Source organism: Streptomyces sp. NPDC044719, assembly GCF_056433405.1.
In genome coordinates this window covers 840,995-867,685 of the sequence record NZ_JBWKHE010000001.1, presented here as the reverse complement: position 1 = coordinate 867,685, position 26,691 = coordinate 840,995, and the positions used below count along the sequence as shown (strand labels likewise).

The following is a 26,691-nucleotide window of genomic DNA, read 5'->3' as shown; positions in this document are numbered from 1 at the left end:
GTTGTGTTCACAACCGTATCACGGCGCGGGTGGAGCGTTTGACCAGGCCGGAGGCCTAGCTGCTCGGCTTCGGACTCGGACTGCCGCTCGGGCTCCCGCTCGGACTGGCGCTGGGCTTGCTCTCCCCGCCCCCGGCACCGCCGGCCTTGTCCGCCGCCGCCTGCGCCTCCTCGGCGCGCCGCAGGGCGTCCTCCAGGTCCTTCTGCGCCTGGCCGTACGCCTCCCAGTCGTTCTCCTTCAGGGCGTCCTGGCCCTCGGTGAACGCCTTCTGGGCGTCTTCCAGCGCCTGCTTGACCGTCGGGTCCTCGGACGTCGGCGGTGGCGTCGTATCGCCGTCGTCCGGTGGCTCAGGCGTCGCACCCTCCGCTCCGAAGACCTTGTTGAGGGCCTCCTCGAGCGTGTTCTCGAAGGCTGTCTGGCCTCCGTAGGTGACCAGCACCTTGCGCAGCAGCGGGTACTTCAGTCCACCACCGCGTACGTAGACCGGCTCCACGTACAGCAGTCCTCCGTCGAGGGGCACCGTCAGCAGGTTGCCGTACTCGACCTCGGAGTCACCGCCTCTCAGGAGCCTGATGGACTCGGCGATGTCCTCTTGGGAGTTGAACTGGCTCTGGACCTGCTTGGGTCCGTTGACCGTGGTGTTGGTCGGCAGTTTCAGGATTCTGATCTTGCCGTAGTCGCTGGCGCCCGCTTCGGCGTCGACGGCCATGAACGCGCTGAGGTTGTCCCGGCCGTTGGGCGTGAAGGTCGTCGTCAGCGAGAACGCCTGCGCCTGCTGGTCGGGCATCTTCATGCTCAGGTAGTACGGCGGCACCGCGTTGCCCGACCGGTTCGTCGGGTCGTCCGGCACCTGCCACACCTCGCTGCCGCTGAGGAACGTCGTCGCGTCCTTCACGTGGTAGCGCGTGAGCAGCTCCCGCTGGACCTTGAACAGGTCCTGGGGGTAGCGCAGATGGTCCATCAGCGGCTTGGAGATCTCGCTCTTGGGCTCCACCGTGTCCGGGAAGGCCTTCATCCAGGTCTTCAGGACCGGGTCTTTGGTGTCCCACTGGAAGAGCTTGACCTCGCCGGTGTACGCGTCGACGGTCGCCTTCACCGAGTTGCGGATGTAGTTGACCTGGTTCTGCTGAGCCACCACCGCACGGTTGTCGTTGGTGGCGGTCAGCGAGTCGGCCGTGGTGTCACCGAGGGTCGTACGCGAGGAGTACGGGTAGCCGTTCGTCGTCGTGTACGCGTCGACGATCCACTGGATACGGCCGTCCACGACCGCCGGGTAGGCGTCGCCGTCGATGGTCAGCCAGGGGGCGACCGCCTCGACACGCTCCTTGGGCGTGCGGTTGTACAGGACCCGCGAGCCCTCGCCGATGGCGCCGGAGTAGAGGATCTGCGGTTCGCCGAACGCCACCGCGTACGCGGCCCGGTTGACCGGGTTGGAGAGGTTGACCCCGCTGTCGCCCTTGTAGCTGGTGGTCTTCTCGCCGTTGTCGTCGGAGTAGTCGATCTCCTTCTGGGGACCGCCGACGATCGAGTACGTGGTGGTCTTCTCGCCGTAGTAGATCCGCTGCTCGTACGTGCCGAGGTCGCCCTCGGAGGGCAGGTCGGACTCCGTGAAGTTCGGACGGCCCTGGGCGTCCGCGCTGGTGCCCTCGGCGGCGACCGCTCCGTACCCGTGGGTGTAGCGGAAGTGGTTGTTGATCCAGTTCTTCTTGGGGATGCCCGCGAGGTTCAGCTCACGCAGGCCGATGACCGTGTCCTGGTCCTTGCCGTCCTTGGAGTAACGGTCCACGTCCAGGTTGTTCGGGAACGCGTAGTAGTTCCTGATCTGCTGGAGCTGCTGGAACGTCGGCGAGACGACGTTCGGGTCCATGATCCGGACGCTCGCCGTGGAGTCGACGTCATCGCGGAGCTTGGTCTTGTCCTCGGTCTTGCTGGTGCCCGTGTAGTCGGTGACCTTGGTGCCGTCGATGCCGTAGGCCTTGCGCGTCGCCTCGAGGTTCTTCTCGACGTACGGCGCTTCCTTGGCCTGCTCGTTCGGCTGGACCTGGAACTTCTGCACGATCGCCGGGTAGAGGCCGCCGATGAGGATCGCGGAGAGCACCATCAGGCCGAAGCCGATCACGGGCAGCTGCCAGGTGCGCCGCCACAGGGTGGCGAAGAACAGCAGCGCGCAGATGACGGCGATGCAGAACAGGATCGTCTTGGCCGGCAGGTAGGCGTTGGCGTCGACGTACCTCAGGCCCGTCCAGTTGTCGGTCGCCCTGAAGTCGCTGGACTTGACCGCGAGTCCGTACCGGTCGAGCCAGTAGGCGACCGCCTTGAGGGCCACGAAGACGCCGATGAGCACCGACAGGTGCCCGGTGGCCGCCGCCGTGGCGCGGGCGCCGGGGCTGGTGACGCGCAGCCCGCCGTACAGGTAGTGCGTGAGCGCGGCGGCGATCACGGACAGGATCGCGGCGGCGAAGCCGAAGCCGAGCAGGAACCGGTACCAGGGCAGGTCGAAGGCGTAGAACGAGACGTCCAGCTTGAACTGCGGGTCCTTCTCGCCGAACGGAACGCCGTTGATCCACATCAGCCAGGTCCGCCACTGGCCGGAAGCGGAGGCGCCGGCGATCAGGCCCACCAGGGCGGTGATCCCGAACAGCAGCCACTTCTTGTAGGGCGCGATGCCCATCCGGTAGCGGTCGAGGTTCTGCTGCTCCATCGACATGGCGCTCAGCGGTGGCCGCAGCCGGTGCGCCAGCCAGATGTTGAGGCCGACGGCGACGGCCATGAGCAGGCCGAAGACGAAGAAGAGACCGATCTTGGTCCACAGGGTCGTGGTGAAGACCGATGAGTAGTTCACCGACCGGTACCAGAGCCAGTCCGTCCAAAAGCCCGCGAACATGGTGAACGCCATGCCGAGGACGGCCAGGACGCCCAGCGTCATGAGCAGGGTGCGGACACGCCGGGACGGGCGGCCCACTCTCATCCGCGGCCCTGTCGGGCCTCCGCCGCGGTCCGGCATCTGGAAAGCCAAGGTGCGCACCTCGAAGTTCGCTGTTGATCCGTCAGGCCCGCGTCTTCACGGACCGTGCGTGGCCCCCGGTGATCGTGGGCCCCCACCTATGCAACTTACTCACCGTTTACTCGGTTCCCGATTCCGGCCGGGAACGAGGCAGGATTGTGACCATGTCCAACACTCCCATGGCTGCGAACCCGCTCACCCGGGCCGTTCTCGAGATCGACGAGTACGTCTCCGGCCTCGGCTGGGACCAGCCCGCCCGCCTTTTCGCCCTCGTCGACACCGCACGGCTGCGGGCCGAACAGCCCTCGCTCGCCGACCGGCTCGGTCTCGGCGACGAGTCGGAGAACGCCGGCCTCACCCCGATCGAGCAGGACGAGGTTCCCACGGGCAAGCCGCTCGACGAGTTCCTCGCCACCATCGCCTGGCCCGACGCGGTGGTCGGCTGCGCCCTCGCCGTGGAGCGTCTGATGCTGCCGCCGTCCGCAGAGGCACAGGTTCCGCAGGGACTGAGCGGGGCCGCGCTGACGAAGTGGGTGGCTGACCACCCGGACCGTCAGGAGGTGCGGATGACGGTCGCGGTCCTGCGCGACGGCGCCCGCGAGTCGGCCCTGCGGCTGCGCGAGAAGGACTCCGCCACGGAGGTCCTCACCGGCTCCGACCTGGTCCCGGGCCTGGCGGAGGCGCTGACGGCGACGTTCGCCGAGTAGAGCCGGAGCCGGCGTGGCGTGAGGGGGCTCGCCGGTCCCGCGGGACCCGGGCCCACCGGCCCCGCAAGTCCCGTCGGTCCCACCGGTCCCGCAGGTCCCCTCAGCCGCGCCGGTTTCGTTGCCCCGACTCGTCCTCGATCCCGCGGACTACTTGCCGCACTTCGGCAGATCCGCGGTGTCGCCGCTGCGCAGGTCCTTGAGGGCGCCGAGGGCGTCCTGGATGGTGTCCACCTTGATGAGGGTGAGGCCCTCGGGGGTGTCCTTGGCGGCGGCGGCACAGTTGTCGGCGGGCGTCAGGAAGTACCGCGCGCCCTTGGCCCGGGCACCGACGGTCTTCATCTCGATGCCGCCGATCGGACCGACCTTGCCGGTGTCGTCGATCGTGCCGGTGCCGGCCACGAACTTGCCCCCGGTCAGATTGCCCGGCGTGAGCTTGTCGTAGATGCCGAGCGCGAACATCAGCCCGGCGCTCGGCCCGCCGACGTCGGCCAGCTTGATGTCGACGGTGAACGGGAACGTGTGGTCGGTTCCCGCGGAGATCCCCACGATGGCGCGCTTCTCGCCGCCGTCGTCCGAGGTCGTCGTGGTGATGGTGATGTCCTGCGTCTTCGTCGGCGTCCGCTTCTCCTTCTCCGCGGCAACCTGCTCCTTGGCCGGCACGATCGTGAAGCGGACGTCCTGGCCCGGCTTGCGCTGGGTGACGAGCTTCGCGACGTCGGCCGGCTCCTTGACCGTCGTACCGTCGACGGCCTTGATCACATCGCCGGCGTGCAGCTTGCCCTCGGCCGGGGATCCCTTGACGACCGTCGAGACGATGACCCACGACTTCACCGGAACGTCGAGTTCCTTCAGGGCGGCGACCTTGGCGCTCTCCTGAGACTGGCTGAACTCCTCAGCGTTCTCCTGGGTCGACTGCTCCTCGGTCTTGCCGTCCGGGTAGAGCGTCTCGCGCGGCACGACCTTGTTGTCGTGCGCGAGCCAGCCGTAGACGGCTTCGACCAGGTTCATCCGGTAGTCGGCGCTCGTGACCCGGACCGTGGTCATGTTCAGGTGGCCACTGGCCGCATAGGTCTTGCGCCCCGAGATCTGCAGCACCGGCTCGCCGTCATGATCGCCGAGTGTGTTCACCGTCGGCCCCGGGGACATCTCCGCGTACGGGACGGGGATGAACACTCCCGCGCACAGGAGCGCGATCAGCATCAGGGTGGAGGCGAGCATCGTCGCGGTGCGGCGTGGCATGACTCGACAGTACGGGACGGGCCTGTCAGCGCACCGTCAGGGCCGCCCGTCCGAGGCGACCCTGTGGGCTATACCGTCTGTGACCTGCTGTTTCCTTGGCCGTCAGCTACCCGGCCGGGGCTTCTCCATGGCCTCGCGGAAGCGGGCGTATCCGGTGAGCTCCGGGCCGTCGCCGCGGGCCTTACGAGTCCGGTTGGCCCAACTGCCCCAGAGCCCCGCGCCGATGGCAGCCACAAGCGGAATCAGCAACCAGGCGAGAGCCGCCATGCCGACCTCCAACCCCATTCAGCGTCCGCAACTGACTGATCAGCAGATTAACCATCCGCAGTGACAACGCTCACGCCAGGGGTGCGGTTACGCAACCGGAGAGCGGTTCCGGGATCAGCAGGCGCCGACCCATTCCTCGGTGCCGTCGGAGAACTTCTGGTGCTTCCAGATGGGCACTTCGTGCTTCAGATCGTCGATCAGCTTCCGGCAGGCCTCGAAGGCCTCTCCCCGATGCGGACAGGAGACGGCGACGACGACGGCGAGGTCTCCGATCCGGAGGTCCCCCACGCGGTGCACGGCCGCCAGCGCGCGCACGGGGAACTCCGCGACGACCTTCTCGGCGATCCGCCGCATCTCGGCCTCGGCACTGGGGTGGCAGGAATACCCCAGCTCCGCGACATCGACACCCCCGTCGTGGTCGCGCACGGTCCCCACGAAGAGCGCGGTGCCGCCGGCCGCGTCGTCCCCGACGGCCCGGAACACCTCGTCCACAGAGAGGGCCGTGTCCCGAATCCCGATCAGCTTGATCGGGTCCTGCGCGGCCTGCTCACCGGGGTGATCGCTCGTGGATGCCATGCCTCCATCGTGCCGCACGCGGCTGACAGCACGGAATAGAGGTATCGACCTGCACGCGCGCGTACGCGTTGGAGCCTCCTACAGGGGCGCGTCTCTCAGATCCGCCGCCGGGCCTTGCGGGCCCGTCGTACCACCGCGGCCGCACCCAGCAGCGCCACCGTCGCGCCCGCGGCCCCGGCGGCCGTCGCATCCTTGCGGCCCAGTCGCCGCCCGGCCACCGTGTGCCGACCGGACACCTCCTCCAGGAGCTCCGCCAGCACCTCCTCGTTGGTGTACTGCGGCCGCCACCCGGAGTCGTGCAGCCGGCTCCCGCTCACCACCCAGGGGTACATCGTGTACGCCAGGTCCCCGGCCGGAGACGGCGTGAGCCCGATCCGGTGCAGTCGCGCCGCCGCGCCCAGCGCGACCGCCGAGGGCAGCTCCATCCGCCGGATGCCGCTGAGCTCCTCGACCTCCTCCTGCTCCAGCCACCCGTCGCAGCCGACGGCCAGTTCCCCGTCGACCTTCTCCAGGACGGCGTATTCGAGAGCGCTGCACAGGTCCTCGACATGGCAGAACTGCCACGCGGGCCGCGACCCGGCGACCACGAGCAGCCGCGGGGACTCGAAGTACCTGGTCAGCGCCGTGTCCGTGCCTCCCACCAGCACGGCGGGCCGGACCACGGTGACGTTCAGCCCCGGGTGCGCCCGGGGCGCACGCCGTGCCAGCCGCTCGATCTCCAGCAGGTCGCCGACGCCCGTCGCCTCGGCCGTGGCCCGCAGCTCGGCGTCCTCGGACAACGGCAGCTCGTTGTCCGGCAGCGCCCCGTAGACCATCGCCGAGGTGCACAGCACGACCCGGTGCACCCCGGCCGCCGCGGCCGCCGTCAGGACGGTCTGTGTCCCCCGTACGTTGTAGGCCGTCCGGGCGGCGCCGTCGGTCTCCAGATCGAGGTCCAGCGCCAGGTGCACCACCACGTCGGCGCCGCGCAGCTTGTCCGCGATGGCCGGATCCCGTACGTCCAGGATGTGCCACTGCGCCGCCGCGCACTCGCCACGCCGCTCGTCGATGGCGACGACCTGCTTGACCTCATCGGACGCGGCGAGCTGCTCGGTGAGCAGCGCCCCGATGCCGTAAGCGGCGCCGGTGACCGCGACGACGGGCCCGCGCGCCGCGGGACTCGCGGAACTGGTTGACTGGTTTCGCGCTGCGCGAACCTGCGGATCTGGGGAACTCACCGGGCGTCTCCAGCGGTTGTCTTCAGTACGAGCACGAGTGAAGCGTGCGTACCAGGTGGCATCCATCCTGCCGCAGGCCGTCAGTCGGCGAAGCACCGAGGCCCGATCCGCCCCGAGGTGTCTACGCTGGGTGGTGATGTCGGGCAGCCGTGCCGCCGGAAAGAACCGGCGGCCCTACAAGCCGAGGAATCCCGTGAGTGACACCCCATTCGGATTCGGCCTTCCGCCGGAGGAGCCGGACGACGGCGACGAGGGCAAGAAGAAGGACCAGCAGAGCGGTGGTGGTCAGGGACCGGCCAATCCGTTCGGTTTCGGCGGCCTGCCAGGAGCCGGAGGCTTTGGCGGCGGTCCTGGTGGCCCCGGTGCGGACAATCCGTTCGCTGCCATGTTCGGTTCCCTGAACCCCAACGACCTGGGCGCCGCGTTCCAGCAGCTGGGCCAGATGCTCTCCTACGAGGGCGGCCCGGTGAACTGGGACATGGCCAAGCAGATCGCCCGCCAGACGGTCTCCCAGGGCAGTCCTGACGGCACCAAGGACGCGAGCGTCGGCCCCGCCGACCGCAAGTCCGTCGAGGAGGCCGTCCGCCTGGCCGACCTCTGGCTCGACGACGCCACGTCCCTGCCGTCCGGCGCCGCCTCCGCGGTGGCCTGGAGCCGCGCGGAGTGGGTCGAGGCCACCCTGCCCGCCTGGAAGGAGCTCGTCGACCCGGTCGCCGAGCGCGTGGGCACCGCCATGGGCGATGTCCTGCCGGAGGAGATGCAGGCCATGGCCGGCCCGCTGATCGGCATGATGCGCTCGATGGGCGGCGCCATGTTCGGCACGCAGATCGGGCAGGCCGTGGGCGTGCTCGCGGGCGAGGTCGTCGGCTCGTCCGACATCGGCCTGCCGCTCGGCCCGGCCGGCAAGGCCGCGCTGCTGCCGGTCAACATCGAGACCTTCGGCAAGGACCTGAGCGTTCCGCAGGAGGAGGTGCGGCTGTACCTCGCCCTGCGCGAGGCCGCACACCAGCGCCTCTTCGCGCACGTGCCGTGGCTGCGCTCGCATCTGTTCGGCGCTGTCGACGGCTACGCCCGCGGGATCAAGGTCGACACCGCCAAGCTGGAGGACGTGGTCGGCCAGTTCGACCCGCAGAACCCCGAGCAGCTCCAGGAGGCTCTCCAGCAGGGCATGTTCCAGCCGGAGGACACGCCGGAGCAGAAGGCCGCCCTGGCGCGTCTGGAGACGGCTCTGGCGCTCGTGGAGGGCTGGGTGGACGCGGTTGTCCACGCCGCCGCGAAGCCGCGTCTGTCGTCCGCCGACGCCCTGCGCGAGACGCTGCGCCGCCGTCGCGCCTCGGGCGGCCCGGCCGAGCAGACGTTCGCCACGCTGATCGGTCTGGAGCTGCGCCCGCGCCGCCTGCGCGACGCCTCCCGTCTGTGGGCCTCTCTCACGGACGCGCGCGGTGTCGACGGCCGGGACGCCCTGTGGCACCACCCGGACATGCTGCCGACGGCGACCGACCTGGACGACCCGGACGGCTTCGTGCACCGCGAGCAGATCGACTTCTCCGAGCTGGACAAGATGCTCGGCGAGGCGGCGGACAAGCCCGATCTGAAGAAGAAGGACGACGCCGACGCCGAGGGCGAGGGCGAGGGCGAGGACAAGAACAAGGGCGACGACGCCGGGTGAGCCTGTACGACGACGCGGTCCTCGTGCTGAAGGGGTACGAGGACCAGACGGAGCTGTGCCAGGCCTATCTGGACCATCTGGCGGAGCACCCGGACGGCCTGTGGAAGCCATGCCGGGCGGGTCACATCACGGCCAGCGCCCTGGTGATCGACCCCGAGGGCGGCCGGGTGCTGCTGACCCTGCACAGGAAGCTGCGGATGTGGCTGCAGATGGGCGGCCACTGCGAACCGGGCGACTCCTCCCTGGCCGCCGCCGCCCTGCGTGAGGCGACGGAGGAGTCCGGCGTCTCGGGGCTCTCGCTGCTGCCCGGCGGCCCGGTCCGCCTCGACCGGCACCCGATCCCGCCACCGTGCCACTGGCACTTCGACGTCCAGTTCGCGGTCGTGGCACCACCGGACGCCGCGCACATGGTCAGCGACGAGTCGCTCGACGTGCGCTGGTTCGGCTACGGCGAGGTCGCGGACGTGGCGGACGAGTCGGTCGTGCGACTGCTGGCGGCGACACGCGCGAGGCTCGGAGCCTGAAGACCGGTAAGGGGCGGCCGCTCATGTGGCCGCCCCTTACTTTCGATCCTGGCAGTGGGCTGCGCCCCGTCAGGGGCGCGGGGAACCGCGCGAGCGAGCGCAGACGGCCCGCGGCCTGGACGAGACCGCACAGCCCCCGAACCCGATTCGGCCGAACCCGCGCGGAGCGCTCAGCTCCAGACGTTGCCCTGGTTCTGCCCGCGCGCTCCCTGCTGGCCCATGCCGTACTGCGCGGAGAGGCCCGAGCCGACCTGGGCGTTCTGCGGCGGCAGCAGCTCGCTGGGCTGGACGAGCGCGTAGCCGTTGCCCATGAAGCTGAGCTCCCAGCCCTCGCCGGTGTTGCCGCGGCGCCGCCACACCCCGGAGGAGTGCGTCTGGGCCTGCATCTGCACACGCAGGCTCGTCGACCAGGCGACGATCGCGTCGGCGTCGCAGTTGACGTACTTGTCGGGGGTCACCTGCATCAGCAGCGGCATGCCCGAGGTCATCAGGGCGACCTTGCCCCGGCCGGTGATGTTGAGCTGATACTTCCCGGAGCCGGAGATGCCGTACAGGCTGTCGACGGCGATGACCTCGTGGTGCAGGGAGGAATCCATCGCCAGCACGTAGCTGCTGTCGACGGTGAGGCCGTCCTGCTCCACCTCCATGACGTGGACGTGCTGCTTGAGGTTGGCGAGGTAGACCGTGCCCTGCCCGTGGCAGCGCATCAGGTCGAGTCCCTCACCGGTGTGCGCACGCGCGCGTGACTGGTCGTTGCTCTGGTACTCGGCGTCGAACTCGACGAGGCCCTGGTAGGCGACCATGGTGCCCTTGCGGGCCAGGATGTCGTCGTGGCCCTCCAGGGCGACGCGCAGCATCTGCTTGTTCTGCAGGCTCCAGCGGTCCTGGGTCTGCTGCTCGTTGTAGGCGAAAATCGGGCTCTGCATGACGTGTTGCTCCCCCTCAGCCCCGGACCCGGAGACGGTCGGTGCTGTCCTCGCTGGGCTGGACGACGACGATGCCCTGACCGGAGAAGGCCATCTGGTAGGCCTCGCCGCTGCCGCGGCCGATCAGCGACTGGGCCCTGAAGCTGCGCTTGCCCTTGACCTTGAGGTTCGGGGACCAGGCGACGAGCGCGTCGGGGTCGACGTACGTCTCGTCCTCGCCGCCTCCGCAATCGACGACGATGGGCTTCCCCCGGGAGGTCAGCGCGACCCAGCCCTGCCCGGAGATCTTGGTGTTCCACAGGCCCTGCCCGGCGAACTTCGCCAGGCCCTTCACCCGCTCGACACCCCATGTGAGGTGGGCGTCGAAGGCGAGCAGGTTGGTGGCGTTGACGGAGATGCCGTCGCCGTTGAGGTTGATGACGACGACGTTCGCTCCGTAGTCGGAGAGGTAGAGCAGGCCGTCTCCTGAGCACTTCATCAGGGGCGCGCCCTCGCCGGTCATCCAGTCCTTGGCGATCTGGCGCACGGCCGGCGGGTTGGGCTCGTACTGCACGAACCCTTCGTAGGCGACCATCGACCCCACGCGCGCGAAGAGGTCGTTCCCGGTCTGCATGGCGACCTTCAGCATGTGGTTGCCGTGGTTCTCCATGCGGGCGGTGACGGGTGCGGGGGCGTGGCCCGCGAGCTGCTGTGTCATGACGGGCTCCCTCAGACCTCGTACGGCTGGACGACGATGAAGTTGCCGGGCGCACCCCGGAACTGGAGGTTCACGCTCTCCCCGGTGTCACCGGGGTAGGCGTTGCGGCGCATCCGCACCTGGCTGGAGACGACGACCTGGGCGGCGGCCGACCAGGCGACCACGGCGTTGCAGTCGGCGAACGTGGTGGGCGTGACGGGCAGCACCACGGGCGTGCCGTGCGTCTTCACGACGATCGTGCCGGTGCCCTGGAACTGCATGGTGAACAGCGCGCCGCCGGGGATGCCGTGGCCCTCGATGCGGCGGATCTCGTACTGGAGGCTCTCGTCGAACGCGAGGACGTTCTCGGCGGAGACGCAGACGGCGTCGCCTTGGAGCTCGATGGGGTGCAGCATGGTCGAGTTCTCGGCGAGGAACACCTGCCCCTGGCCCGTACAGCGCATCAGCTGCATCTCCTGGCCGGTCGCGTTGCCCACGATCCGGCCGGCGAAGCCGGCGCCCTTGTAGCTGAAGTCGACCTTGCCCTGGTAGAGCACCATGCTGCCCTGCCGGGCCAGCACTGGCTGTCCGCCGATACCGAGGTCGACGCGGACGAGCTTCTTGTTCTGCTGCGTCCAGCGCTGTCCGGTGGGCGTCTCCTTGAACTGCTGGAGCGCGGCGGACACACCGGCGCCCTGGGGAGCGGCGGCCTGCGGGGCGGCACCTTGCTGCGGGGCGCCGTAGGGAGCCTGTCCGAACGGCGGCTGCTGGCCGTAGCCCGGGGGCGGGGTGGGCTGGCCGTAGCCCGGGGGCGGGGTGGGCTGGCCGTAGCCCGGGGGCGGGGTGGGCTGGCCGTAGCCGGGGGGCGGGGCCGGGGCCTGGGGTGCCTGGGGTGCCTGGGGGTGGCCGTAACCGGGAGGCAGCGGGGCCGTCTGGCCCGGGACCTGGCCGGGTGGCGGCTGCTGCTGGCCCGGCTGGCCGTAGGGCGCGGGCGCCGGGGCCGGGGGTGGCACCGGGGAGCCGCCCGGTTGGGTGTTCATGGGCGCGGCGATGGTCGGGGCGCCATGCACTCCAGGCGCGGGCGCCTGAGGCGGCGCGAAGCTCTGTGCGGCGGGCTGGGGAGCGGGCGGCGGCACGGGAGTGGGGGCCGGAGGCGCTGCCGGGGCAGGGGCCGGTTCCGGAGTGCCGGGGACGCCGAACGCGGGCGGGGCGAAGCCCGGGGCCGCGCCCGCCTGCGGCTGCTGCGGGGCGGGCTCGGGCGCTTCCTCCTCGGCCACCTCGCCGCCGAAGTTCTTCAGCAGCGCGTCGAGACCGCCGTCGAAGCCCTGCCCGACGGCGGCGAACCGCCAGACGTCCTTGAGGTAGAAGTCGCCCAGCATCACGGCCCGTTCGGTGGAGAACTCCGAGCCGTTGAAGGAGTAGCGGGCCACCTCCTCGCCGCCCGCGACGATGCGGATGTACCCAGGGGCGATCTGCGACATCTGGCCGGCGCCGTCGATCGTCGCCGTGAAGGACAGCTTCTGGATCTGTGGCGGGATCCGGTCGAGCGTCACCCGGAAGGACTCCGTGTCGCCCGCCTGGGCGCCCAGGAGCTGAAGGGACTCCTCGGGAGACTTCGGCTGGTTGAAGAAGACGAAGTAGCGGTCGTCCGAGAGCCGTTCGTCGGCGTCGAGGCCGAAGCAGCTGATGTCGAAGCTCAGTCCGGGGCCCGAGATCTGCACGCCTACGTACAGATCCGTGCCCGCGGTGAGGTCACTGATCCTGGCCTTGTGGCCGCGTTGGAATTCCCTGGCCATGCGTAACGACCGTCCCCCATCCAGAGCGTGATTGCGTCGCGCCAGGCTAACGGCAAACTCCGACACCGGACGTAGTCGGTACAGACCCGGTACAGAACCCGCGCGCGGCCGTATCGGCTGCTCGCTCACGCAAAGCGGTCACTCACTCCGTAGGGCGTTCGCCCCGCGCGCCGGGCACATGCGGCAACCGCTCGGCGGCGACCACGCCTTCGAGGTAACCCCGGGCCCGCTCCGTCCGCGGATAGGCCTCCAGCAGTTCCCAGAAGCGGGGGCCGTGTCCGGGGACGAGCAGATGAGCGAGTTCGTGGACGAGGACGTAGTCGACCACGTACTCGGGCATGCCCTGCAGACGGTGCGACAGACGGATGCTGCCCTCGGACGGGGTGCAGGACCCCCAGCGGGTGTTCTGGTTGGTGACCCAGCGCACCGAAGCGGGCCGCGCCCGCCCGCCGAAGTACTGGTCCGAAAGGCGCCGGGCCCGCTCGGCCAGCTCGGTGTCGCCGAGGGTCCGTTTGCTCTCCTGGGCGGCCAGCTTGTCGAGCATGACGGTCACCCAGCGCTGCTCCTCCGCCTCGGACATCCGGGCGGGGATGAGCACGACGGTGCGATCGCCCTCGCGGTACGCGGAGACCGTTCGGCGTCGGCGGGTGCTTCTGCGGACCTCGATCGCGCTCGCCCTCGAGCCGCTCGGCGGCTGGCTCGTCGTGCTGCGCTGTGGCTTTCCGGCGCGGTGCAGTGGGTCGGCGGGCACGCCCCGACGTTACCCGCTGCACACGGGGAAGTCCCGGCTCCGGGACGGTTCGGTGCCGATGCCCCCACCGGCAGCCGGATTTGTACGACGAATGCCCGTGCCTGTGGACAACTTTCGGCGGCCGACGGCGGGGTTGGGCATGCTGGCTCATGTCGGCGAAGCGATGGGCGGGTTCGGTCCAGGACGAGGACCACGACCAGGGCCGGGCCTGTGGCCAGTCTCGGGCTGCTCCCGCACTCGACCGGCGCACGGGGACGATCTATGACATACGGGGGCCTGTCATGCATCCGATGGTGAAACCCGCGCTCAGGCGCGGCTGGCGCGACCTCAACACGGTGCAGTTCGGGATGACACCGGCGCATGCGATGACGCTCGGTCCGATGGACCAGGCGACGGGCAGTTTCCTGGACCTGCTGAACGGCACGCGGGGGCTTGAGCTGCTGCGCGAGGAGGGACGCCGGATGGATCTGCCCGACGGTCATGTCGACGGGCTGGTGCGGCGGCTCGCGCGGGCCGGGCTCCTGGACGACGCGCGGGGCGGCGGACCGGCCGCCGACGCCCTGCGCCGGAAGAAGGAGGTCCTCGACCGGCTGCGCCCCGACCTGGCCTCCCTGTCTTTGACCACCTCCGCTCCCGGCGACGCGATCGGACGGCTGGCCGCCCGCCGCGCGCAGCGGGTTCAGGTGCGGGGCGCGGGCCGGGTCGGCGCCGTGCTGGCTTCGCTGCTGGCGGGGGCCGGCGTCGGCGAGATCGATGTGCGCGACCTCGGGCGGGTGGAGCCTTGGGACGTCGCGCCGGGCGGGCTGCCCGCCGATGCCGTCGGCGACCGCCGCGACGAAGCGGCCCGACGTGCCGTGCGCCGGGCGGCCCCGGACCGGCCGCCGCGCCCCGCGACAGCGCAGTCGCAGGCGCACCCGGAGGAAGGCGATCCCGGTTTCTCGCTGGTGATCGTCGCCCCGCGGGACGATGTGGCCATGTACGCGCCGGACCCGTCCGCCGCCGAGTCGCTGATGTCCGCCGGGACGCCCCATCTGTACGCCGGTGTCGTGGAGGGGACCGGCATGGTCGGCCCTCTCGTCCTGCCCGGGGAGACGGGCTGCGCGGGTTGTCTGCATCACAGCCGCGCCGACCGGGATCCGACCTGGCCGCGCCTGGTCGCCCAGTGGCGTTCCGGCAGGCAGCGGCAGGTGCGGCCCTGCGACCTGACACTCGCCACGACCGTGGCCGGACTGGCGGCCGCCCACGCGCTGGCCTTCCTCGACGGCCGGGTTCCGTCGAGCGCCGGGGCACGCTGGGAGGTGTCCGTCCCCGGTCTCCACTGGCATGCGCGGCCGATCTGGGCGCATCCTGCATGCCCGTGCGCTGCGGCGGAGAGAGGAAAGGGGGAGCGCCTCTCGGAGGAAGGGCAGTCACACGAGACAATGGCGGTGCAACGGCCGTCGGAGCAGTGCCGTGAGGCAGAGGCGGAGCGGCCGGCTGGGACTTGGAGGGCGCATGTCTGATCTTCCCCGGAAGGCGGTCACCCGGACCGCCAAGCTCGCCGCACTCCCGCTCGGTATCGCCGGGCGGGCGACCTGGGGATTCGGCAAGCGGATCGTCGGCGAGTCCGCGGAGCTGGTCGGCCGCGAGCTTCAACAGCGCACGGCGGAGCAGCTTTTCAAAGTGCTCGGCGAGCTCAAGGGCGGCGCGATGAAGTTCGGCCAGGCCCTGTCCGTCTTCGAGTCGGCACTGCCCGAGGAGGTGGCCGGCCCGTACCGGGCGGCACTGACGAAGCTCCAGGAGGCGGCGCCGCCGATGCCGACGCGCACCGTGCACGCGGTGCTCGAGGAGCGGCTCGGCGAGGGCTGGCAGAAGCTGTTCCTGGAGTTCGAGGACAAGCCCGCCGCGGCGGCCTCGATCGGCCAGGTGCACCGGGCGGTGTGGCACGACGGCCGTGAGGTGGCGGTCAAGGTGCAGTACCCGGGTGCCGGCGAGGCCCTGCTGTCCGATCTGAACCAGCTGAGTCGCTTCTCCCGCCTGCTCGGTCCGCTGATCCCCGGGATGGACATCAAGCCGCTGATCGCGGAGCTGAAGGACCGCGTCTCGGAGGAGCTGGACTACGACCTCGAAGCCCAGGCCCAGCAGGCCCACGCGGAGGAGTTCACGGACGACCCGGACGTCGTCGTCCCGCAGGTGGTGCACCAGTCCGACCAGGTCCTGGTCACCGAGTGGATCGACGGCATCCCGCTGTCGGAGATCATCTCGGACGGCACCCAGGAACAGCGTGACCGCGCCGGCCAGCTCCTGGCCCGTTTCCTGTTCTCCGGCCCCGCCCGCACCGGCCTGCTGCACGCCGATCCGCACCCGGGCAACTTCCGGCTGCTGCCCGGCGGCCCGGAGGGCGAGGACGACTGGCGCCTGGGCGTCCTGGACTTCGGCACGGTCGACCGACTTCCGGGTGGTCTGCCGGCCACCATCGGCGAGTCGCTGCGGATGACTCTCGACGGGGAGGCCGAGGCGGTCTACGAGCTTCTGTGCGCGGAGGGGTTCGTCAAGGAGACCATAGAGCTCGACCCCGACGCGGTCCTGGACTATCTGCTGCCGATCATCGAGCCGGCCCAGGTCGAGGAGTTCACTTTCACCCGCGGCTGGATGCGCAGCCAGGCGGCCCGTGTCGCCGACCCCCGCTCCCCCGCCTACCAGCTCGGCAAGCAGCTCAATCTGCCCCCGTCGTATCTGCTGATCCACCGGGTGACCCTGAGCACGATCGGGGTGCTGTGCCAGCTGGGGGCGGCGGTTCGTCTGCGCGAGGAGTTGGAGGAGTGGCTGCCGGGGTTCGTCCCGGAGGGCCCGGCGGACGGTGAGGAGTCGGCGGCGGAGGCGTGAGCCCCGGGCGGGTACCACGGCTGTCCCGCTGCCCGCGCTCTACCACCAGTTCGAGTCCAGCCGTCCCTCGATCGCCCTGAGATTCTCCCGGGAGCAGGTCTCGCAGAAGTCCCGGCGAGCGCCGTGCTCCACGGAGAAGGTCCAGGTGAGCTGCGGGCCTTCGGCCCAGGTGCCGCAGCGGGCGCACACGAGGCGTTCGGGCTCAGCGCCGGGGCCGTCGTCGTTTCCGTTTCCTCCGGGAGGACTCGTCACACGCCGACGATATCGCCGTGCCCGGCGGCTTCGCTGACACAACGCACCGCGGGGGCTGGTCCGTTCGGCACGGACCGGCCCCCGCGGGGTGAGCTCGGCCTCCCGGTCCGGGAGGCCACCGCTTCAGTTGGGGTCGGTTACTGCATGACCGCCATGGCGAGCGCCCGGCGGGCACGCCGTGAGGCGCGCTCCGCCTTGCGCTGCATGCGGCGGGCGGCCACCAGGCGCGCGGCCCGGCGGTCTCGATCCGCCTCGTGCAGTCGCTCGTGCATATGTGCACGTGCCATGGCTTCTGGGATGAGTTGCATCTCTCGGGTCCTGTTCTGGCGCGAGTCCTTCGCGCCGTGCGGGGTGCGGTCTTGAGTCGCGGAGCCGGCGGGCTCGGTGGACGGCTTCATCGGGGCCTGCTTCTGGGGGTCGTGCGTGAGAGGACGGTCGATCGTTCCTGCGGTGTTCATGCCGTGACCGGGTTCTTGCGCGGGCGGCCACGCGGCCGCTTCCGGGCGACGACGACACCCTGCACGAACAGCTCGCCACCCCAGACGCCCCAGGGCTCACGCCGCTCCTTGGCGCCGGCGAGGCAGGCCTCGACCAGCGGGCAGGTGCGGCAGAGGGACTTGGCGTACTCGACGTCCGCGGGCGACTCGGCGAAGAAGACCTCCGGGTCGTAGGAGCGGCACGGGACGGGTACGCCGAGGTTCTCGATGGCGTCGTCGAGCGCGGTGAGCGCGGTGAGCGGGGTCAAGGTGGAGTCCTCCGTGGTGCCGGGCTTGGGGATCGTGTCGGAAGGCGGTACGGACGGGGCGTGCGCTTCGAGTTGCACGGTTCGTCTTCCTCGTCTGGTCGTTCCGGCCTGTTGGCCGGGGGCGGCTGGTACCCGGTTCTCTTGTTGTCCCGAGGCTCCTTCGGTCCGTCGTCCCTGGTCAAGGACAAACAGAAGGGCCGCGGATCCCGGATGGGGTTCCGCGGCCCTGAAGGCGCCGGCCTGATTTGATCAGGCTGGATCACTCCAGGGTTCTGGCCCACGGAAGGCCCACATCTGGTGGTGCTGCGTCGTCTGCTTCCGGAATCCGGCACCGGTCGCCGCAAAGGCATAGGCCCGCGCCTGCGCCTTTACTGCTGCTTCCAGTGCCTTGGTCGGTCGCTCATTGCGCTCACGGACGGGAAGGCCCGCGGGAGCAAGGGAGGAGGACGCCGGACGGACGGCACGAATGCCGGACAGACCGGTGCCCAGGTTCAAAACGCCGAGCATGCACGCGGAGACGGCCGAGCGATCGGTCATTTTCACGGTGCTGATGGAGCTGGTGTTGATGCTGATCACTGGACTCGCCTCCTCTCGGCGTCTCGGGGGACTGGGTGAACCAGTCCGACGGATATGCAAGTACAACACGGAATCAGGGCCTTCGAGAAGGCCGCTGCTCTCGTGCCTAAGAACCTATGGGGATTGCTGGGGCATGCGCAAACTATTTTTTCGACGAGTTGGGATCAGTCCTGATCTGAGTCCCCGCCGGTGTACTGGCCTGCGCAGATGGCCAGGACATCCGCTCCGTAGCGGGTGAGCTTGCGTATCCCGACGCCCGGGATGCGTGCCAGCTCGTGCTCGTCGTCGGGCGCGGTCTCGGCGATCGCCACCAGTGTCCGGTCGGTGAAGACGCAGAAGGCGGGCTGACCGCTGCTCCGTGCCTGGTCGGCGCGCCATTCGCGGAGACGCTCGTAGAGGTCCTCGTTCATGTCGGAGGGGCAGTCGTCGCAGCGCATCAGCTTCATCTCGCCCGCGTCGGTCAGCGTGCGGCCGCAGACGCGGCAACGGGCGGGCGTTCGCTGCGCTCGTCGCGGGGCGGAGCCCCTGGTTCCGGGGATTCCGCGCTCGATACCGCCCGCGGCACCGTTGCCTGTACGGCCCTTGGTGGCCGTCGAGCCGGGGCGCAGCCCGTCGAGGAAGCGGCTGGGGCGGCGGTTGGGGCGGCCACCGGGTGAGCGGGAGAGGGACCAGGAGACATGGAGGTGTTCCCGCGCGCGGGTGACGCCGACATACAGCAGGCGGCGCTCCTCCTCGATCTGCTCGTCGGTCTTCGCGTAGGTGATCGGCATCATGCCCTCGGCGACGCCGACCAGGAAGACGACGTCCCACTCCAGGCCCTTGGCCGAGTGCAGGGAGGCGAGGGTGACGCCCTGCACGGTCGGGGCGTGCTGGGCGCTGGCCCGTTCGTCGAGCTCGGCGACGAGGTCCGCCAGGGTGGCGCCGGGTTTGGCGGCGGCGAAGTCCTGGGCGAGGTTGACCAGGGCGGCCAGGGACTCCCAGCGCTCTCTCACGGCGCCGGAGCCGGCCGGTGGCTGCGGTGTCCAGCCCTCGCCCGACAGCACGGCACGCACCTGCGAGGGCAGGTCGACGACGTCGTCCAGGAGGGAGTCGTTGCCGCCGAAGCGGGCCGCGCCGCGCAGGGCGATGCCCGCCTTGCGCACCTCCGGGCGGTCGAAGAACCGCTCGGCGCCGCGCAGCTGGTAGGGCACTCCGGCGTCGGCGAGGGCCTGTTCGTAGGTCTCGGACTGCGCGTTCGTCCGGAACAGGATGGCGATCTCGGCGGCCGGGACCCCCGAGTCGACGAGTTCACGGATGCGGCGGGCCGCGCCCTCCGCCTCGGCGGGCTCGTCGGTGTACTCCGTGTAGGCCGGCTCGGGCCCCGGCGCGCGTTGCGAGACGAGCTCCAGGCGGTGGTCGGCCGCCCGGCCCCTGGCCTGGGCGAGCAGACCGTTGGCGAGGCGGACGACCTGGGGCGTGGATCGGTAGTCCCGGACCAGCTTGACGACGGTGGCGCCGGGGTGGCGGGTGCGGAAATCGAGCAGATGGTCCGGCGTCGCGCCGGTGAACGAGTAGATCGTCTGGCTGGCGTCTCCGACCACGCACAGGCTGTCCCGCTCGCCGAGCCACAGTTCCAGCAGGCGCTGCTGGAGGGGGCTGACGTCCTGGTACTCGTCGACCACGAAGTGCTGGTACTGGGCGCGGACCTGTTCGGCGATGTCGTGCCGGTCCTGGAGAACGGCCACGGTCAGCAGCAGCACGTCCTCGAAGTCGATGACGGAGCGCTCGCGCTTGACGTCCTCGTAGGCGGCGTAGAGCTGGGCGATCTCCGCGGGGTCGCGCGGGGCCTCCCGGCCCGACTTGGCGACGGCGGGCGCGTAGTCCGCGGGGACGGTCTGGGTGACCTTGGACCATTCGATCTCGGCGGTGACGTCCCGCAGCTCGCCCCGGTCGAGCCGGATGCGGCAGGCCGCGGCCGCGTCGGCGACGAGCTGGATCTTCCGGTCGACGAGCCGAGGCATGGAGCCGCCGATCGCTTTCGGCCAGAAGTACTGGAGCTGACGCAGGGCCGCCGAGTGGAAGGTGCGCGCCTGGACGCCTGCGGCGCCGAGCTGGCGCAGCCGGCCGCGCATCTCTCCGGCGGCGCGGTTGGTGAAGGTGACGGCGAGCACGCTGGAGGGGTGGAGGACTCCTGCGCGCACCCCGTAGGCGATGCGGTGGGTGATCGCCCGGGTCTTGCCCGTGCCCGCGCCCGCCAGGACGCACACCGGACCGCGCAGGGCGGTGGCCACTTCGCGCTGCTCGGGGTCGAGCCCGTCGAGCACCGCGTCGGCCGAGTCCGGTACCTGCGGGAACAGGGTGGAGTGCGTTGCTGCTGTCACACAGCCATGCTGCCAGGTCGCGGGAGACGGCCGTGCCGGTTGTCCACAGGCGGGCCCCGATAGTCGTACTAATGCGGCAGGCGTCACGTCCCGCGGGGCCCGGACCCCGGGAATGGCGGCCCCTTCACGTACGTTCCATCTCTGCGACCACCCGCCCCCGAGCCACCGAAGGAGCACGAGAGACATGCTGGGCACTGTGACGATGTACAGCACCACGTGGTGCGGCTACTGCCGCCGGCTGAAGAGCCAGATGGACCGCGAGGGCATCGCGTACACCGAGATCAACATCGAGCAGGACCCGGAGTCCGCCGCGTTCGTGGAGAAGGCGAATGGCGGAAACCAGACGGTGCCCACCGTTCTGTTCCCGGACGGCTCCACCCTCACCAACCCGTCGCTGGCTCAGGTGAAGCAGAAGGTCGGCGCGTAGGGCGCCGCGCGGTTGTGCGGGGAAGGCGGTTCCTGAGGCGGCTCAGGAACCGCCTTCTCCGTCTCTGAGGTCAGAGCGTGTGCGCGGCTCGCCCCGGCGTCAGGCCACGCTCCTCATCGGGAGCGGCTTGCCGTACCAGAGCTCGATCAGGCGGGCCGCGATCGAGATGCCGTACGGCGGGAGCACCTCGCCGGATTCGAAGGCGGCACGCAGGTCCTCCCGGGAGAACCAGCGGGCCTCGTGGATCTCGTCACCGTCGACCTCGATCTCGGTCGAGGTGGCACGGGCCAGGAAGCCCAGCATGAGGCTGGACGGGAAGGGCCAGGGCTGGCTGGCGACGTACTCGACCTGGCCGACGCTGATGCCGACCTCCTCCAGGACCTCGCGGCGCACCGACTGCTCGATGGACTCGCCGGGCTCGACGAAGCCGGCCAGGGTGGAGAAGCGACCCTCGGGCCAGTGCACCTGCCGGCCGAGCAGGATGCGGTCGTCCTCGTCGGTCACGGCCATGATCACGGCGGGGTCCGTGCGCGGGTAGTGCTCCGCGCCGCAGGCCTGGCAGCGGCGGATGTGGCCGGCCGCGGCGATGACGGTGCGCTCGCCGCAGCGCGAGCAGAAACGGTGTGTGCGCTGCCAGTTCTCCAGCCCCACCGCGTGCACCATCAGGCCCACGTCACGGGCCGACAGGAGCAGGCCCGCCTCGCGCAGGCCCGCCGGGCGCGCGGACTGGTCCATACGCCCGGGCAGGGAGTCCTTCTGGAGGGCGAAATAGCTGACGCCGTCCTCGTCGATGCCGAGGAAGTAGCGGTGCGCCTCGGTGAGGGGGGCCTCGAAGGAGGGGGTCATGACGAGTTCGGTGTGCCCGTCCGCCGTCTCGTCGATGAGGACCTGGCCGCCGGAGACCACGAAACAGCGCGTCGAGGGGTGGCTCCACGCCGCCGCGAGCCAGGCCTCGTCGAGCCGGTGGTGCGCGGCCCTGTCGATGCCGTTCGGGGCGGTGAGCGAGATGGGTCGGTCGGCGTTCTGGTCGGTCCAGGTGGTCACTGGTGCTTCCAACTCCCCGGTGGAACGGTCGGGTTCGGCGGGCTGATCAGCGGGACGTACGGCGGGGGGCGACCGGGTCCGGAGGGGCTCGGGCGGTGCGGGGCGGCTCCTCCAGTGTGCCCCTCGCGCGTGGCCGGTCCGGGCGGCCCGGGACGCTCAGGGCGCATCGCGCCAGTTCTCGGCGAGGTCGCCCCACAGGTACGCGGTGGTCTCGACGCCCTTGAGGAGCAGGTCGAGTTCGACCTTCTCGTTCGGCGCGTGCCAGCCGTCGGACGGGACGGAGATGCCGAGGAACAGCACCGGAGCACCGAGGACGTCCTGGAGGTCCGCCGCCGGTCCGGAGCCTCCCTCGCGGGTGAAGCGGACGGGTTTCTCGAAGGCCCGGCCCATGGCGCGGGCCACCGACTGGAGGGCCGGGTGGTCCAGCGGGGTCAGGCACGGGCGCGTGGCCCCGCTGAACGTGATCTCGCAGCGGATCCCCGCGGGCACCTGCTGTTCGGCCCAGGCGCGGACGGCCTTCTCCACGTGGTCGGGGTCCTGGCCCGCGACCAGCCGGAAGGACAGCTTCACCAGGGCGGAGGACGGGACGATCGTCTTGCTGCCGGGGCCCTGGTAGCCGCCGCCGATGCCGTTGACCTCCGCGGTGGGGCGGGCCCAGACGCGCTCCAGGGTGGTGTACCCGGCTTCCCCCTGGGTGGCGTACGACTTGGCCGCGCGCAGCCACTGCGACTCGTCGAAGGGCAGTTCGGCGAGGAGTTCGCGCTCGCGGTCGGTGAGCTCGACCACGCCGTCGTAGAAACCCGGGATCGCCACGCGCGCGTGCTCGTCGTGCAGGGCGGCGACGAGGCGGGCGGCGATGGTCGCCGGGTTGGGCACCGCGCCGCCGAAGGAGCCGGAGTGGATGTCCTGGTCGGGGCCGTGCAGCCGTATCTCGCATTCGGCGAGGCCGCGCATGCCGGTGCACACCGTGGGGGTGTCCTCGGACCACATGCCGGTGTCGGAGACGATCACGGCGTCGGCGGCGAGCCGCTCGGCGTGCTGCTCGACGAGGGCCCGGAAGTGGGGCGAGCCGGACTCCTCCTCCCCCTCGATCAGCAGCTTCAGATGCACGGCGGGGGTCGTGCGACCGGTGGCGGCGAGGTGGGCACGGACGCCCAGGGTGTGGAAGAACACCTGGCCCTTGTCGTCGGCCGCCCCGCGCGCGTAGAGACGGTTCTCACGGACGACGGGCTCGAAGGGGTCGCTGTCCCAGCCGTCCTCCCGGGCGGCGGGCTGCACGTCGTGGTGGCCGTAGACCAGCACCGTGGGTGCCCGCGGGTCGTCGGAGGGCCACTCGGCGAAGACGGCGGGCGCGCCGGGGGTCTGCCAGACCTCGGCCGTCGGGAACCCGGTCTCCTTCAGCTCGGCGGCGAGCCAGTCGGCGCTGCGTCGTACATCGGGCGCGTGGTCCGGCTGGGCGGACACCGACGGGATGCGCAGCCACTCGGCGAGGTCGTCGAGGAAGGCGTCGCGATGCTGCTGGATGTACGTACGGACGACGCTGTCCGGGGTCTGGCTCATGGTCACGAGCCTATCGGCCCGCACTGACGTCCTCGGAGTGCGGTTCCTCACCGGGCGGACCCTCGCTCAGCAGCCGCTCCAGTGCCTCGCGGTCCGGCAGGCCGTCGGGGCGGACGATCTCGCCGCTGCGCACGTACAGGAACGCGACGGTGACGGATTCCAGGGGAACTTCCTGCTGCTCGGCCCAGGCCAGGCGGTAGACGGCGAGCTGGAGGGGGTCCGCGGTGTGTGAGCGGTTGGTCTTCCAGTCGACGATCTCGTACGTCGTGCCCTCACCGTCGCCCGTCTTGTAGACGGCGTCGATACGGCCCCGTACGACACGGCCGGCGAGCGTGAGCTGGAAGGGGGCCTCCACCCGGTAGGGCGTGCGGTGCGCGTACTCGGTCTGCTCGAAGGCGTCCTTGAGTACCTCCAGGTCCCGTTCGTCGGCGATCTCCGCTTCGCCGCCGGGCAGCTCCTCCGGCTCCAGCAGGGGCAGCGTCAGCTCTTCGAAGCGGGCCTCGACCCAGGCGTGGAAGCGGGTGCCGCGACGGGCTGCGGGCTGGGGCGGGCGGGGCATGGGGCGAGCCAGCTCCTGGGCGAGGCCGTCCGGGTCGGCGGCCAGGAGCAGCAGCTGGGAGGCCGTGAGGGAGGTGGGCAGGGGGACCTCGGTGACGCTGTCGCGGGCGCGCAGGAGCTCGCCGGTGAGGGCGTCGAGGTCGCGGTCCCAGGAGGCGATGGTGCGGGCTTCCTCCGGGGTGAGGTGCGGCCTGCGGTGTGGGTGTGCGTCCGAAAGTTCCGGTGGCGGCGCCTGGCGAGGGATCGTCGGGCCGTCCGGCCGTGCGTCCTCGTCAACCGAGTCTTCACTGAAAGGTTCTTCACTGAAGGGGCCTTCGTCGAACGGGTCCGGCTCGTCATACGGAGGCTCGTCGTCTTCGGGAGGCGGGGGCCACTCCGGGTCGTCGACGGCGTCCGGGTCGTGCACGGCCGCCGGGTGCCCGTCCTCGTGGGACGCGAGGTCCTCCAGATGGGCCAGGACGGTCTCGGCGGCGGCGCGGCGGCGGGCCAGGGCCGCCTCGTCCAGGGGCAGGGGCCACACCTGGTCGGCGGTGGCCTGGTGCAGGGCCGGGTTCTCCTCGTCCTCGGCGGGTTCGTCCGCCCAGGCCTCGATCTCGCCGTACCCGGCCGCGCAGTGCTCGTAGAGGTCCTGGAGGAACGCGGAGGGTCCGCGGCGCTTCTTCTGGGTGGGTCCCCACCAGTGGCCGGAGCCCAGGAGCAGGGAGCGGGGGCGGGTGAAGGTGACATAGCCGAGGCGGAGTTCCTCGGTGTGCTGGTGCTCCTTCATGGCCTCGTGGAAGGCCCTGAGGCCCTTGGCGTCCCAGGAGGTGATGTCGGGCAGGGTGTCGGCGTCCCCACGCAGCCCGTGCGGCAGGACCTTGCCCTGGGAGGTCCACTTCTCGCGGCCCTGGCTGCTGGGGAAGGTGCCGGCGACCAGGCCGGGGACGACCACGACGTCCCATTCCAGGCCCTTGGACTTGTGGGCTGTGAGCACCTTGACGGTGTTCTCGCCGCCGGGGAGGGCGTTGTCGAGGCCCTTCTCGTACTGGGCGGCGGTGCGCAGAAAGCCGAGGAAGGCGAGCAGGCCGGCCTCGTTTTCGCCGGCGGCGAAGGATGCGGCGACGTCCAGGAAGTTGGACAGCGTCTCGCGGCGCCGCGCCGCCAGGGCGTGCGGGGACGCCGACAGCTCCACCTCCAGGCCGGTGACGGCGAGGACGCGGTGCAGGACGTCCATCAGTGGGTCGGACAGGGAGCGGCGCAGGTCGCGCAGTTCGGTGGCGAGGCGGGCGAAGCGCACGCGCGCGTCGGGCGAGAAGGGCAGCCCGTCGTCGTCCCCGTGGCCGTCCAGCGGCGTCTCCAGGAAGGTGTCGAGGGCGTCCGCGAGGGAGATCACCTCGGCCGGGTCGACCCCCTCGACGGCCTCGGCGAGGCGGCGGTCCGGGTCGTCGTCGCCCTCCACGCGCGCGTGCGTGACGAGAAGCCGGGCCCGCCGCCCCAGCAGGGCGAGGTCGCGCGGACCGATGCGCCAGCGCGGGCCGGTCAGCAGGCGGACCAGGGAGGCGTTGGCTCCGGGGTCCTGGAGGACCTCGCACACGGAGACGAGGTCGGCGATCTCGGGCAGGTGGAGCAGCCCGGACAGGCCGACGACCTCGACCGGGATGTCCCGGGCCACCAGTGCGCCCTGGATCTCGGAGAAGTCGGTCGCCGTGCGGCACAGGACCGCGATCTCGCCGGGCGCCGTCCCGGTGCGGACGAGGTGGGCGACGGAGTCGGCGGCCCAGTCGATCTCCTCGGCATGGGTACGCAGCAGCGCGCAGCGAACGATGCCGTCGCGTTCGGCTCCGGGGGCTGGGCGAAGTGCCTCCACGCCCTCGTGCAGGGCGCGCAGTGGCTCCGCGAGGCCGTTGGCGAGGTCGAGGAGGCGGCCGCCGCTGCGGCGGTTCTCGCTGAGGGCCTGGCGCGTCGCGGGGCGGCCGTCGGCGCGGGCGAAGTGCTCGGGGAAGTCGTCGAGGTTGGCGACGGAGGCGCCGCGCCAGCCGTAGATCGCCTGGCAGGGGTCGCCCACGGCGGTGACCGGGTGGCCGGTGCCCTCGCCGAACAGGCCTGCCAAAAGGACGCGTTGGGCGACCGATGTGTCCTGGTACTCGTCGAGCAGGACCACCCGGAACTCGTCGCGCAGGAGGCGGCCCACTTCGGGGATCCCGGCGAGCCTGGCCGACAGGGCGATCTGGTCGCCGAAGTCGAGCAGGTCCCGCTCGCGCTTGGCGGCTCTGTAGCGGTTCACCAGCTCGGCCAGTTCGCGGCGTGCGGCAGCGGCTTCGGGGACCTTGCGCAGGTCGGCGTTGCTGAGCTTGACGCCGCGCAGGTTCAGCAGCAGTTCGGCGTCGTACGCGCGCAGCGCCTCGGGGCGTACGAGGTGCTCGGCGAGTTCGGCGTCGAGGGCGAGGAGGTCGCCGACCAGGTCCGGGAAGGAACGGGTCAGGGCCGGATAGGACCCCGGGGCCTCACGCAGAACGCGCGCGGCGAGCTGGAAGCGGGTCGCGTCGGCGAGCAGCCGGGAGGTCGGCTCCAGCCCGATACGCAGGCCGTGGTCGGTCAGCAGGCGTCCCGCGAAGGCGTGGTACGTGGAGATCACCGGCTCGCCCGGCGGGTTGTCCGGGTCGATGGTCTCCGGGTCGGTGACGCCGGCCTTGACCAGTGCCTTGCGGACGCGCTCGGCGAGTTCGGCGGCCGCCTTGTTGGTGAAGGTGAGGCCGAGCACCTGCTCGGGGGCGACCTGGCCGGTGCCGACCAGCCACACCACGCGGGCTGCCATCACGGTCGTCTTGCCCGAGCCGGCACCGGCCACGATCACCTGCGGGGCGGGCGGCGCGGTGATGCAGGCCGTCTGCTCCGGGGTGAACGGGATGCCGAGGAGCTCCTTGAGCTGTTCGGGATCGGTGATACGGGCGGGCACATCGAGAGAGGCTAGTG

At 70.9% G+C, this 26,691-nt stretch carries 23 protein-coding genes; 6 read left to right on the top strand and 17 right to left on the bottom strand.

The genetic code is table 11. From position 1 onward, the window contains the following. Positions 1 to 55: 55 nt before the first annotated feature. Positions 56 to 3,004, bottom strand: a complete 2,949-nt coding sequence (locus AC07DF_RS04085; protein ID WP_478967585.1) for a UPF0182 family membrane protein — start codon at positions 3,002 to 3,004, stop codon at positions 56 to 58. 164 nt (positions 3,005 to 3,168) lie between these two features. Between AC07DF_RS04085 and AC07DF_RS04080 the strand changes: the two genes are divergently transcribed. Beyond that, complete coding sequence (locus AC07DF_RS04080; protein WP_478966694.1) at positions 3,169 to 3,711, top strand: PPA1309 family protein; 543 nt, start codon at positions 3,169 to 3,171, stop codon at positions 3,709 to 3,711. Between the two features lie 147 nt (positions 3,712 to 3,858). On the opposite strand, the gene AC07DF_RS04075 is transcribed toward AC07DF_RS04080, so the two are convergent. The 4 genes from AC07DF_RS04075 to AC07DF_RS04060 all read right to left on the bottom strand — a co-directional run bounded on the left by AC07DF_RS04075 (position 3,859) and on the right by AC07DF_RS04060 (position 7,010). Continuing rightward, complete coding sequence (locus AC07DF_RS04075; protein WP_478966692.1) at positions 3,859 to 4,950, bottom strand: YlbL family protein; 1,092 nt, start codon at positions 4,948 to 4,950, stop codon at positions 3,859 to 3,861. A 102-nt stretch (positions 4,951 to 5,052) separates the two neighbouring features. Beyond that, the gene (locus tag AC07DF_RS04070; RefSeq protein WP_478967617.1) at positions 5,053 to 5,235 is read right to left on the bottom strand and encodes a hypothetical protein; all 183 of its coding nucleotides are present in this window, start codon (positions 5,233 to 5,235) and stop codon (positions 5,053 to 5,055) included. A 96-nt stretch (positions 5,236 to 5,331) separates the two neighbouring features. Further along, on the bottom strand, positions 5,332 to 5,793 hold the full coding sequence (locus tag AC07DF_RS04065) for a molybdenum cofactor biosynthesis protein MoaE (RefSeq protein WP_478966690.1): 462 nt from the start codon (positions 5,791 to 5,793) through the stop codon (positions 5,332 to 5,334). Between the two features lie 95 nt (positions 5,794 to 5,888). Continuing rightward, complete coding sequence (locus AC07DF_RS04060) at positions 5,889 to 7,010, bottom strand: SDR family oxidoreductase (protein ID WP_478966689.1); 1,122 nt, start codon at positions 7,008 to 7,010, stop codon at positions 5,889 to 5,891. 193 nt (positions 7,011 to 7,203) lie between these two features. On the opposite strand from AC07DF_RS04060, the gene AC07DF_RS04055 reads away from it, so the two are divergent. Both AC07DF_RS04055 and AC07DF_RS04050 read left to right on the top strand, forming a co-directional pair. After that, positions 7,204 to 8,679: a zinc-dependent metalloprotease gene (locus AC07DF_RS04055; RefSeq protein ID WP_478966687.1), complete on the top strand. Its 1,476-nt coding sequence runs from the start codon at positions 7,204 to 7,206 to the stop codon at positions 8,677 to 8,679. Beyond that, a complete protein-coding gene (locus AC07DF_RS04050) occupies positions 8,676 to 9,203 on the top strand; it encodes an NUDIX hydrolase (RefSeq protein WP_478966685.1) in 528 nt (175 codons plus the stop codon). Before AC07DF_RS04055 ends, AC07DF_RS04050 begins: the two co-directional genes overlap by 4 nt. A gap of 170 nt (positions 9,204 to 9,373) precedes the next feature. Here the strand turns inward: AC07DF_RS04050 and AC07DF_RS04045 are convergent, their stop codons facing one another. The 4 genes from AC07DF_RS04045 to AC07DF_RS04030 all read right to left on the bottom strand — a co-directional run bounded on the left by AC07DF_RS04045 (position 9,374) and on the right by AC07DF_RS04030 (position 13,352). Further along, entirely contained in the window at positions 9,374 to 10,129 is a 756-nt protein-coding gene (locus AC07DF_RS04045; protein ID WP_478966683.1) for an AIM24 family protein, read from the bottom strand. Between the two features lie 16 nt (positions 10,130 to 10,145). Next, the gene (locus AC07DF_RS04040; protein ID WP_189723114.1) at positions 10,146 to 10,826 is read right to left on the bottom strand and encodes an AIM24 family protein; all 681 of its coding nucleotides are present in this window, start codon (positions 10,824 to 10,826) and stop codon (positions 10,146 to 10,148) included. A gap of 11 nt (positions 10,827 to 10,837) precedes the next feature. Next, positions 10,838 to 12,601 carry a TerD family protein gene (locus AC07DF_RS04035; RefSeq protein ID WP_478966680.1) on the bottom strand — a complete coding sequence of 588 codons (1,764 nt, stop codon included), beginning with the start codon at positions 12,599 to 12,601 and terminating at the stop codon, positions 10,838 to 10,840. A 142-nt stretch (positions 12,602 to 12,743) separates the two neighbouring features. Then, the gene (locus tag AC07DF_RS04030; protein ID WP_478966678.1) at positions 12,744 to 13,352 is read right to left on the bottom strand and encodes a M48 metallopeptidase family protein; all 609 of its coding nucleotides are present in this window, start codon (positions 13,350 to 13,352) and stop codon (positions 12,744 to 12,746) included. 281 nt (positions 13,353 to 13,633) lie between these two features. Here AC07DF_RS04030 and AC07DF_RS04025 point away from each other — a divergent pair, with 281 nt between their 5' ends. Continuing rightward, entirely contained in the window at positions 13,634 to 14,854 is a 1,221-nt protein-coding gene (locus tag AC07DF_RS04025; protein WP_478966676.1) for a ThiF family adenylyltransferase, read from the top strand. Next, positions 14,847 to 16,217, top strand: a complete 1,371-nt coding sequence (locus AC07DF_RS04020) for an ABC1 kinase family protein (RefSeq protein ID WP_478966674.1) — start codon at positions 14,847 to 14,849, stop codon at positions 16,215 to 16,217. Before AC07DF_RS04025 ends, AC07DF_RS04020 begins: the two co-directional genes overlap by 8 nt. Before the next feature lie 39 nt (positions 16,218 to 16,256). Here AC07DF_RS04020 and AC07DF_RS04015 read toward each other — a convergent pair whose 3' ends face one another. The 5 genes from AC07DF_RS04015 to AC07DF_RS03995 all read right to left on the bottom strand — a co-directional run bounded on the left by AC07DF_RS04015 (position 16,257) and on the right by AC07DF_RS03995 (position 20,150). Beyond that, entirely contained in the window at positions 16,257 to 16,469 is a 213-nt protein-coding gene (locus AC07DF_RS04015; RefSeq protein ID WP_478966672.1) for a hypothetical protein, read from the bottom strand. A gap of 137 nt (positions 16,470 to 16,606) precedes the next feature. Next, positions 16,607 to 16,927: a hypothetical protein gene (locus tag AC07DF_RS04010; RefSeq protein ID WP_478966670.1), complete on the bottom strand. Its 321-nt coding sequence runs from the start codon at positions 16,925 to 16,927 to the stop codon at positions 16,607 to 16,609. After that, positions 16,924 to 17,292, bottom strand: coding sequence for a WhiB family transcriptional regulator (locus AC07DF_RS04005; RefSeq protein ID WP_478966668.1), 369 nt, complete (start codon positions 17,290 to 17,292; stop codon positions 16,924 to 16,926). The genes AC07DF_RS04010 and AC07DF_RS04005 overlap by 4 nt, the downstream gene beginning before the upstream one ends. 171 nt (positions 17,293 to 17,463) lie before the next feature. After that, positions 17,464 to 17,790: a hypothetical protein gene (locus tag AC07DF_RS04000; RefSeq protein ID WP_478966666.1), complete on the bottom strand. Its 327-nt coding sequence runs from the start codon at positions 17,788 to 17,790 to the stop codon at positions 17,464 to 17,466. Positions 17,791 to 17,954: 164 nt separating this feature from the next. Further along, positions 17,955 to 20,150, bottom strand: a complete 2,196-nt coding sequence (locus AC07DF_RS03995) for an ATP-dependent DNA helicase UvrD2 (protein WP_478966665.1) — start codon at positions 20,148 to 20,150, stop codon at positions 17,955 to 17,957. 184 nt (positions 20,151 to 20,334) lie between these two features. Here AC07DF_RS03995 and AC07DF_RS03990 point away from each other — a divergent pair, with 184 nt between their 5' ends. Beyond that, positions 20,335 to 20,577 (top strand): mycoredoxin, encoded by a 243-nt coding sequence (locus AC07DF_RS03990; RefSeq protein WP_031132359.1) that lies wholly within the window; start codon positions 20,335 to 20,337, stop codon positions 20,575 to 20,577. Between the two features lie 99 nt (positions 20,578 to 20,676). On the opposite strand, the gene nudC is transcribed toward AC07DF_RS03990, so the two are convergent. From nudC to AC07DF_RS03975, 3 genes are all read right to left on the bottom strand, one after another. After that, on the bottom strand, positions 20,677 to 21,621 hold the full coding sequence (gene nudC / locus AC07DF_RS03985; RefSeq protein WP_391110501.1) for an NAD(+) diphosphatase: 945 nt from the start codon (positions 21,619 to 21,621) through the stop codon (positions 20,677 to 20,679). Between the two features lie 156 nt (positions 21,622 to 21,777). Then, on the bottom strand, positions 21,778 to 23,181 hold the full coding sequence (locus tag AC07DF_RS03980) for a dipeptidase (protein WP_478966662.1): 1,404 nt from the start codon (positions 23,179 to 23,181) through the stop codon (positions 21,778 to 21,780). Between the two features lie 10 nt (positions 23,182 to 23,191). Beyond that, the gene (locus AC07DF_RS03975; protein ID WP_478966660.1) at positions 23,192 to 26,674 is read right to left on the bottom strand and encodes a UvrD-helicase domain-containing protein; all 3,483 of its coding nucleotides are present in this window, start codon (positions 26,672 to 26,674) and stop codon (positions 23,192 to 23,194) included. Between the last annotated feature and the right edge of the window lie 17 nt (positions 26,675 to 26,691).

Excerpts from the sequence above, each read along its gene's own strand:
- AC07DF_RS04075 (WP_478966692.1), bottom strand. The coding sequence starts at position 4,950 with ATGCCACGCCGCACCGCGACGATGCTCGCCTCCACCCTGATGCTGATC.
- AC07DF_RS04010 (WP_478966670.1), bottom strand. The coding sequence starts at position 16,927 with ATGAACACCGCAGGAACGATCGACCGTCCTCTCACGCACGACCCCCAG.
- AC07DF_RS04040 (WP_189723114.1), bottom strand. The coding sequence starts at position 10,826 with ATGACACAGCAGCTCGCGGGCCACGCCCCCGCACCCGTCACCGCCCGC.
- AC07DF_RS04035 (WP_478966680.1), bottom strand. The coding sequence starts at position 12,601 with ATGGCCAGGGAATTCCAACGCGGCCACAAGGCCAGGATCAGTGACCTC.
- AC07DF_RS04045 (WP_478966683.1), bottom strand. The coding sequence starts at position 10,129 with ATGCAGAGCCCGATTTTCGCCTACAACGAGCAGCAGACCCAGGACCGC.
- AC07DF_RS04070 (WP_478967617.1), bottom strand. The coding sequence starts at position 5,235 with ATGGGGTTGGAGGTCGGCATGGCGGCTCTCGCCTGGTTGCTGATTCCG.
- AC07DF_RS03980 (WP_478966662.1), bottom strand. The coding sequence starts at position 23,181 with ATGAGCCAGACCCCGGACAGCGTCGTCCGTACGTACATCCAGCAGCAT.
- AC07DF_RS03990 (WP_031132359.1), top strand. The coding sequence starts at position 20,335 with ATGCTGGGCACTGTGACGATGTACAGCACCACGTGGTGCGGCTACTGC.
- AC07DF_RS04020 (WP_478966674.1), top strand. The coding sequence starts at position 14,847 with ATGTCTGATCTTCCCCGGAAGGCGGTCACCCGGACCGCCAAGCTCGCC.
- AC07DF_RS04085 (WP_478967585.1), bottom strand. The coding sequence starts at position 3,004 with ATGCCGGACCGCGGCGGAGGCCCGACAGGGCCGCGGATGAGAGTGGGC.
- AC07DF_RS04065 (WP_478966690.1), bottom strand. The coding sequence starts at position 5,793 with ATGGCATCCACGAGCGATCACCCCGGTGAGCAGGCCGCGCAGGACCCG.
- AC07DF_RS04080 (WP_478966694.1), top strand. The coding sequence starts at position 3,169 with ATGTCCAACACTCCCATGGCTGCGAACCCGCTCACCCGGGCCGTTCTC.
- AC07DF_RS04025 (WP_478966676.1), top strand. The coding sequence starts at position 13,634 with ATGCATCCGATGGTGAAACCCGCGCTCAGGCGCGGCTGGCGCGACCTC.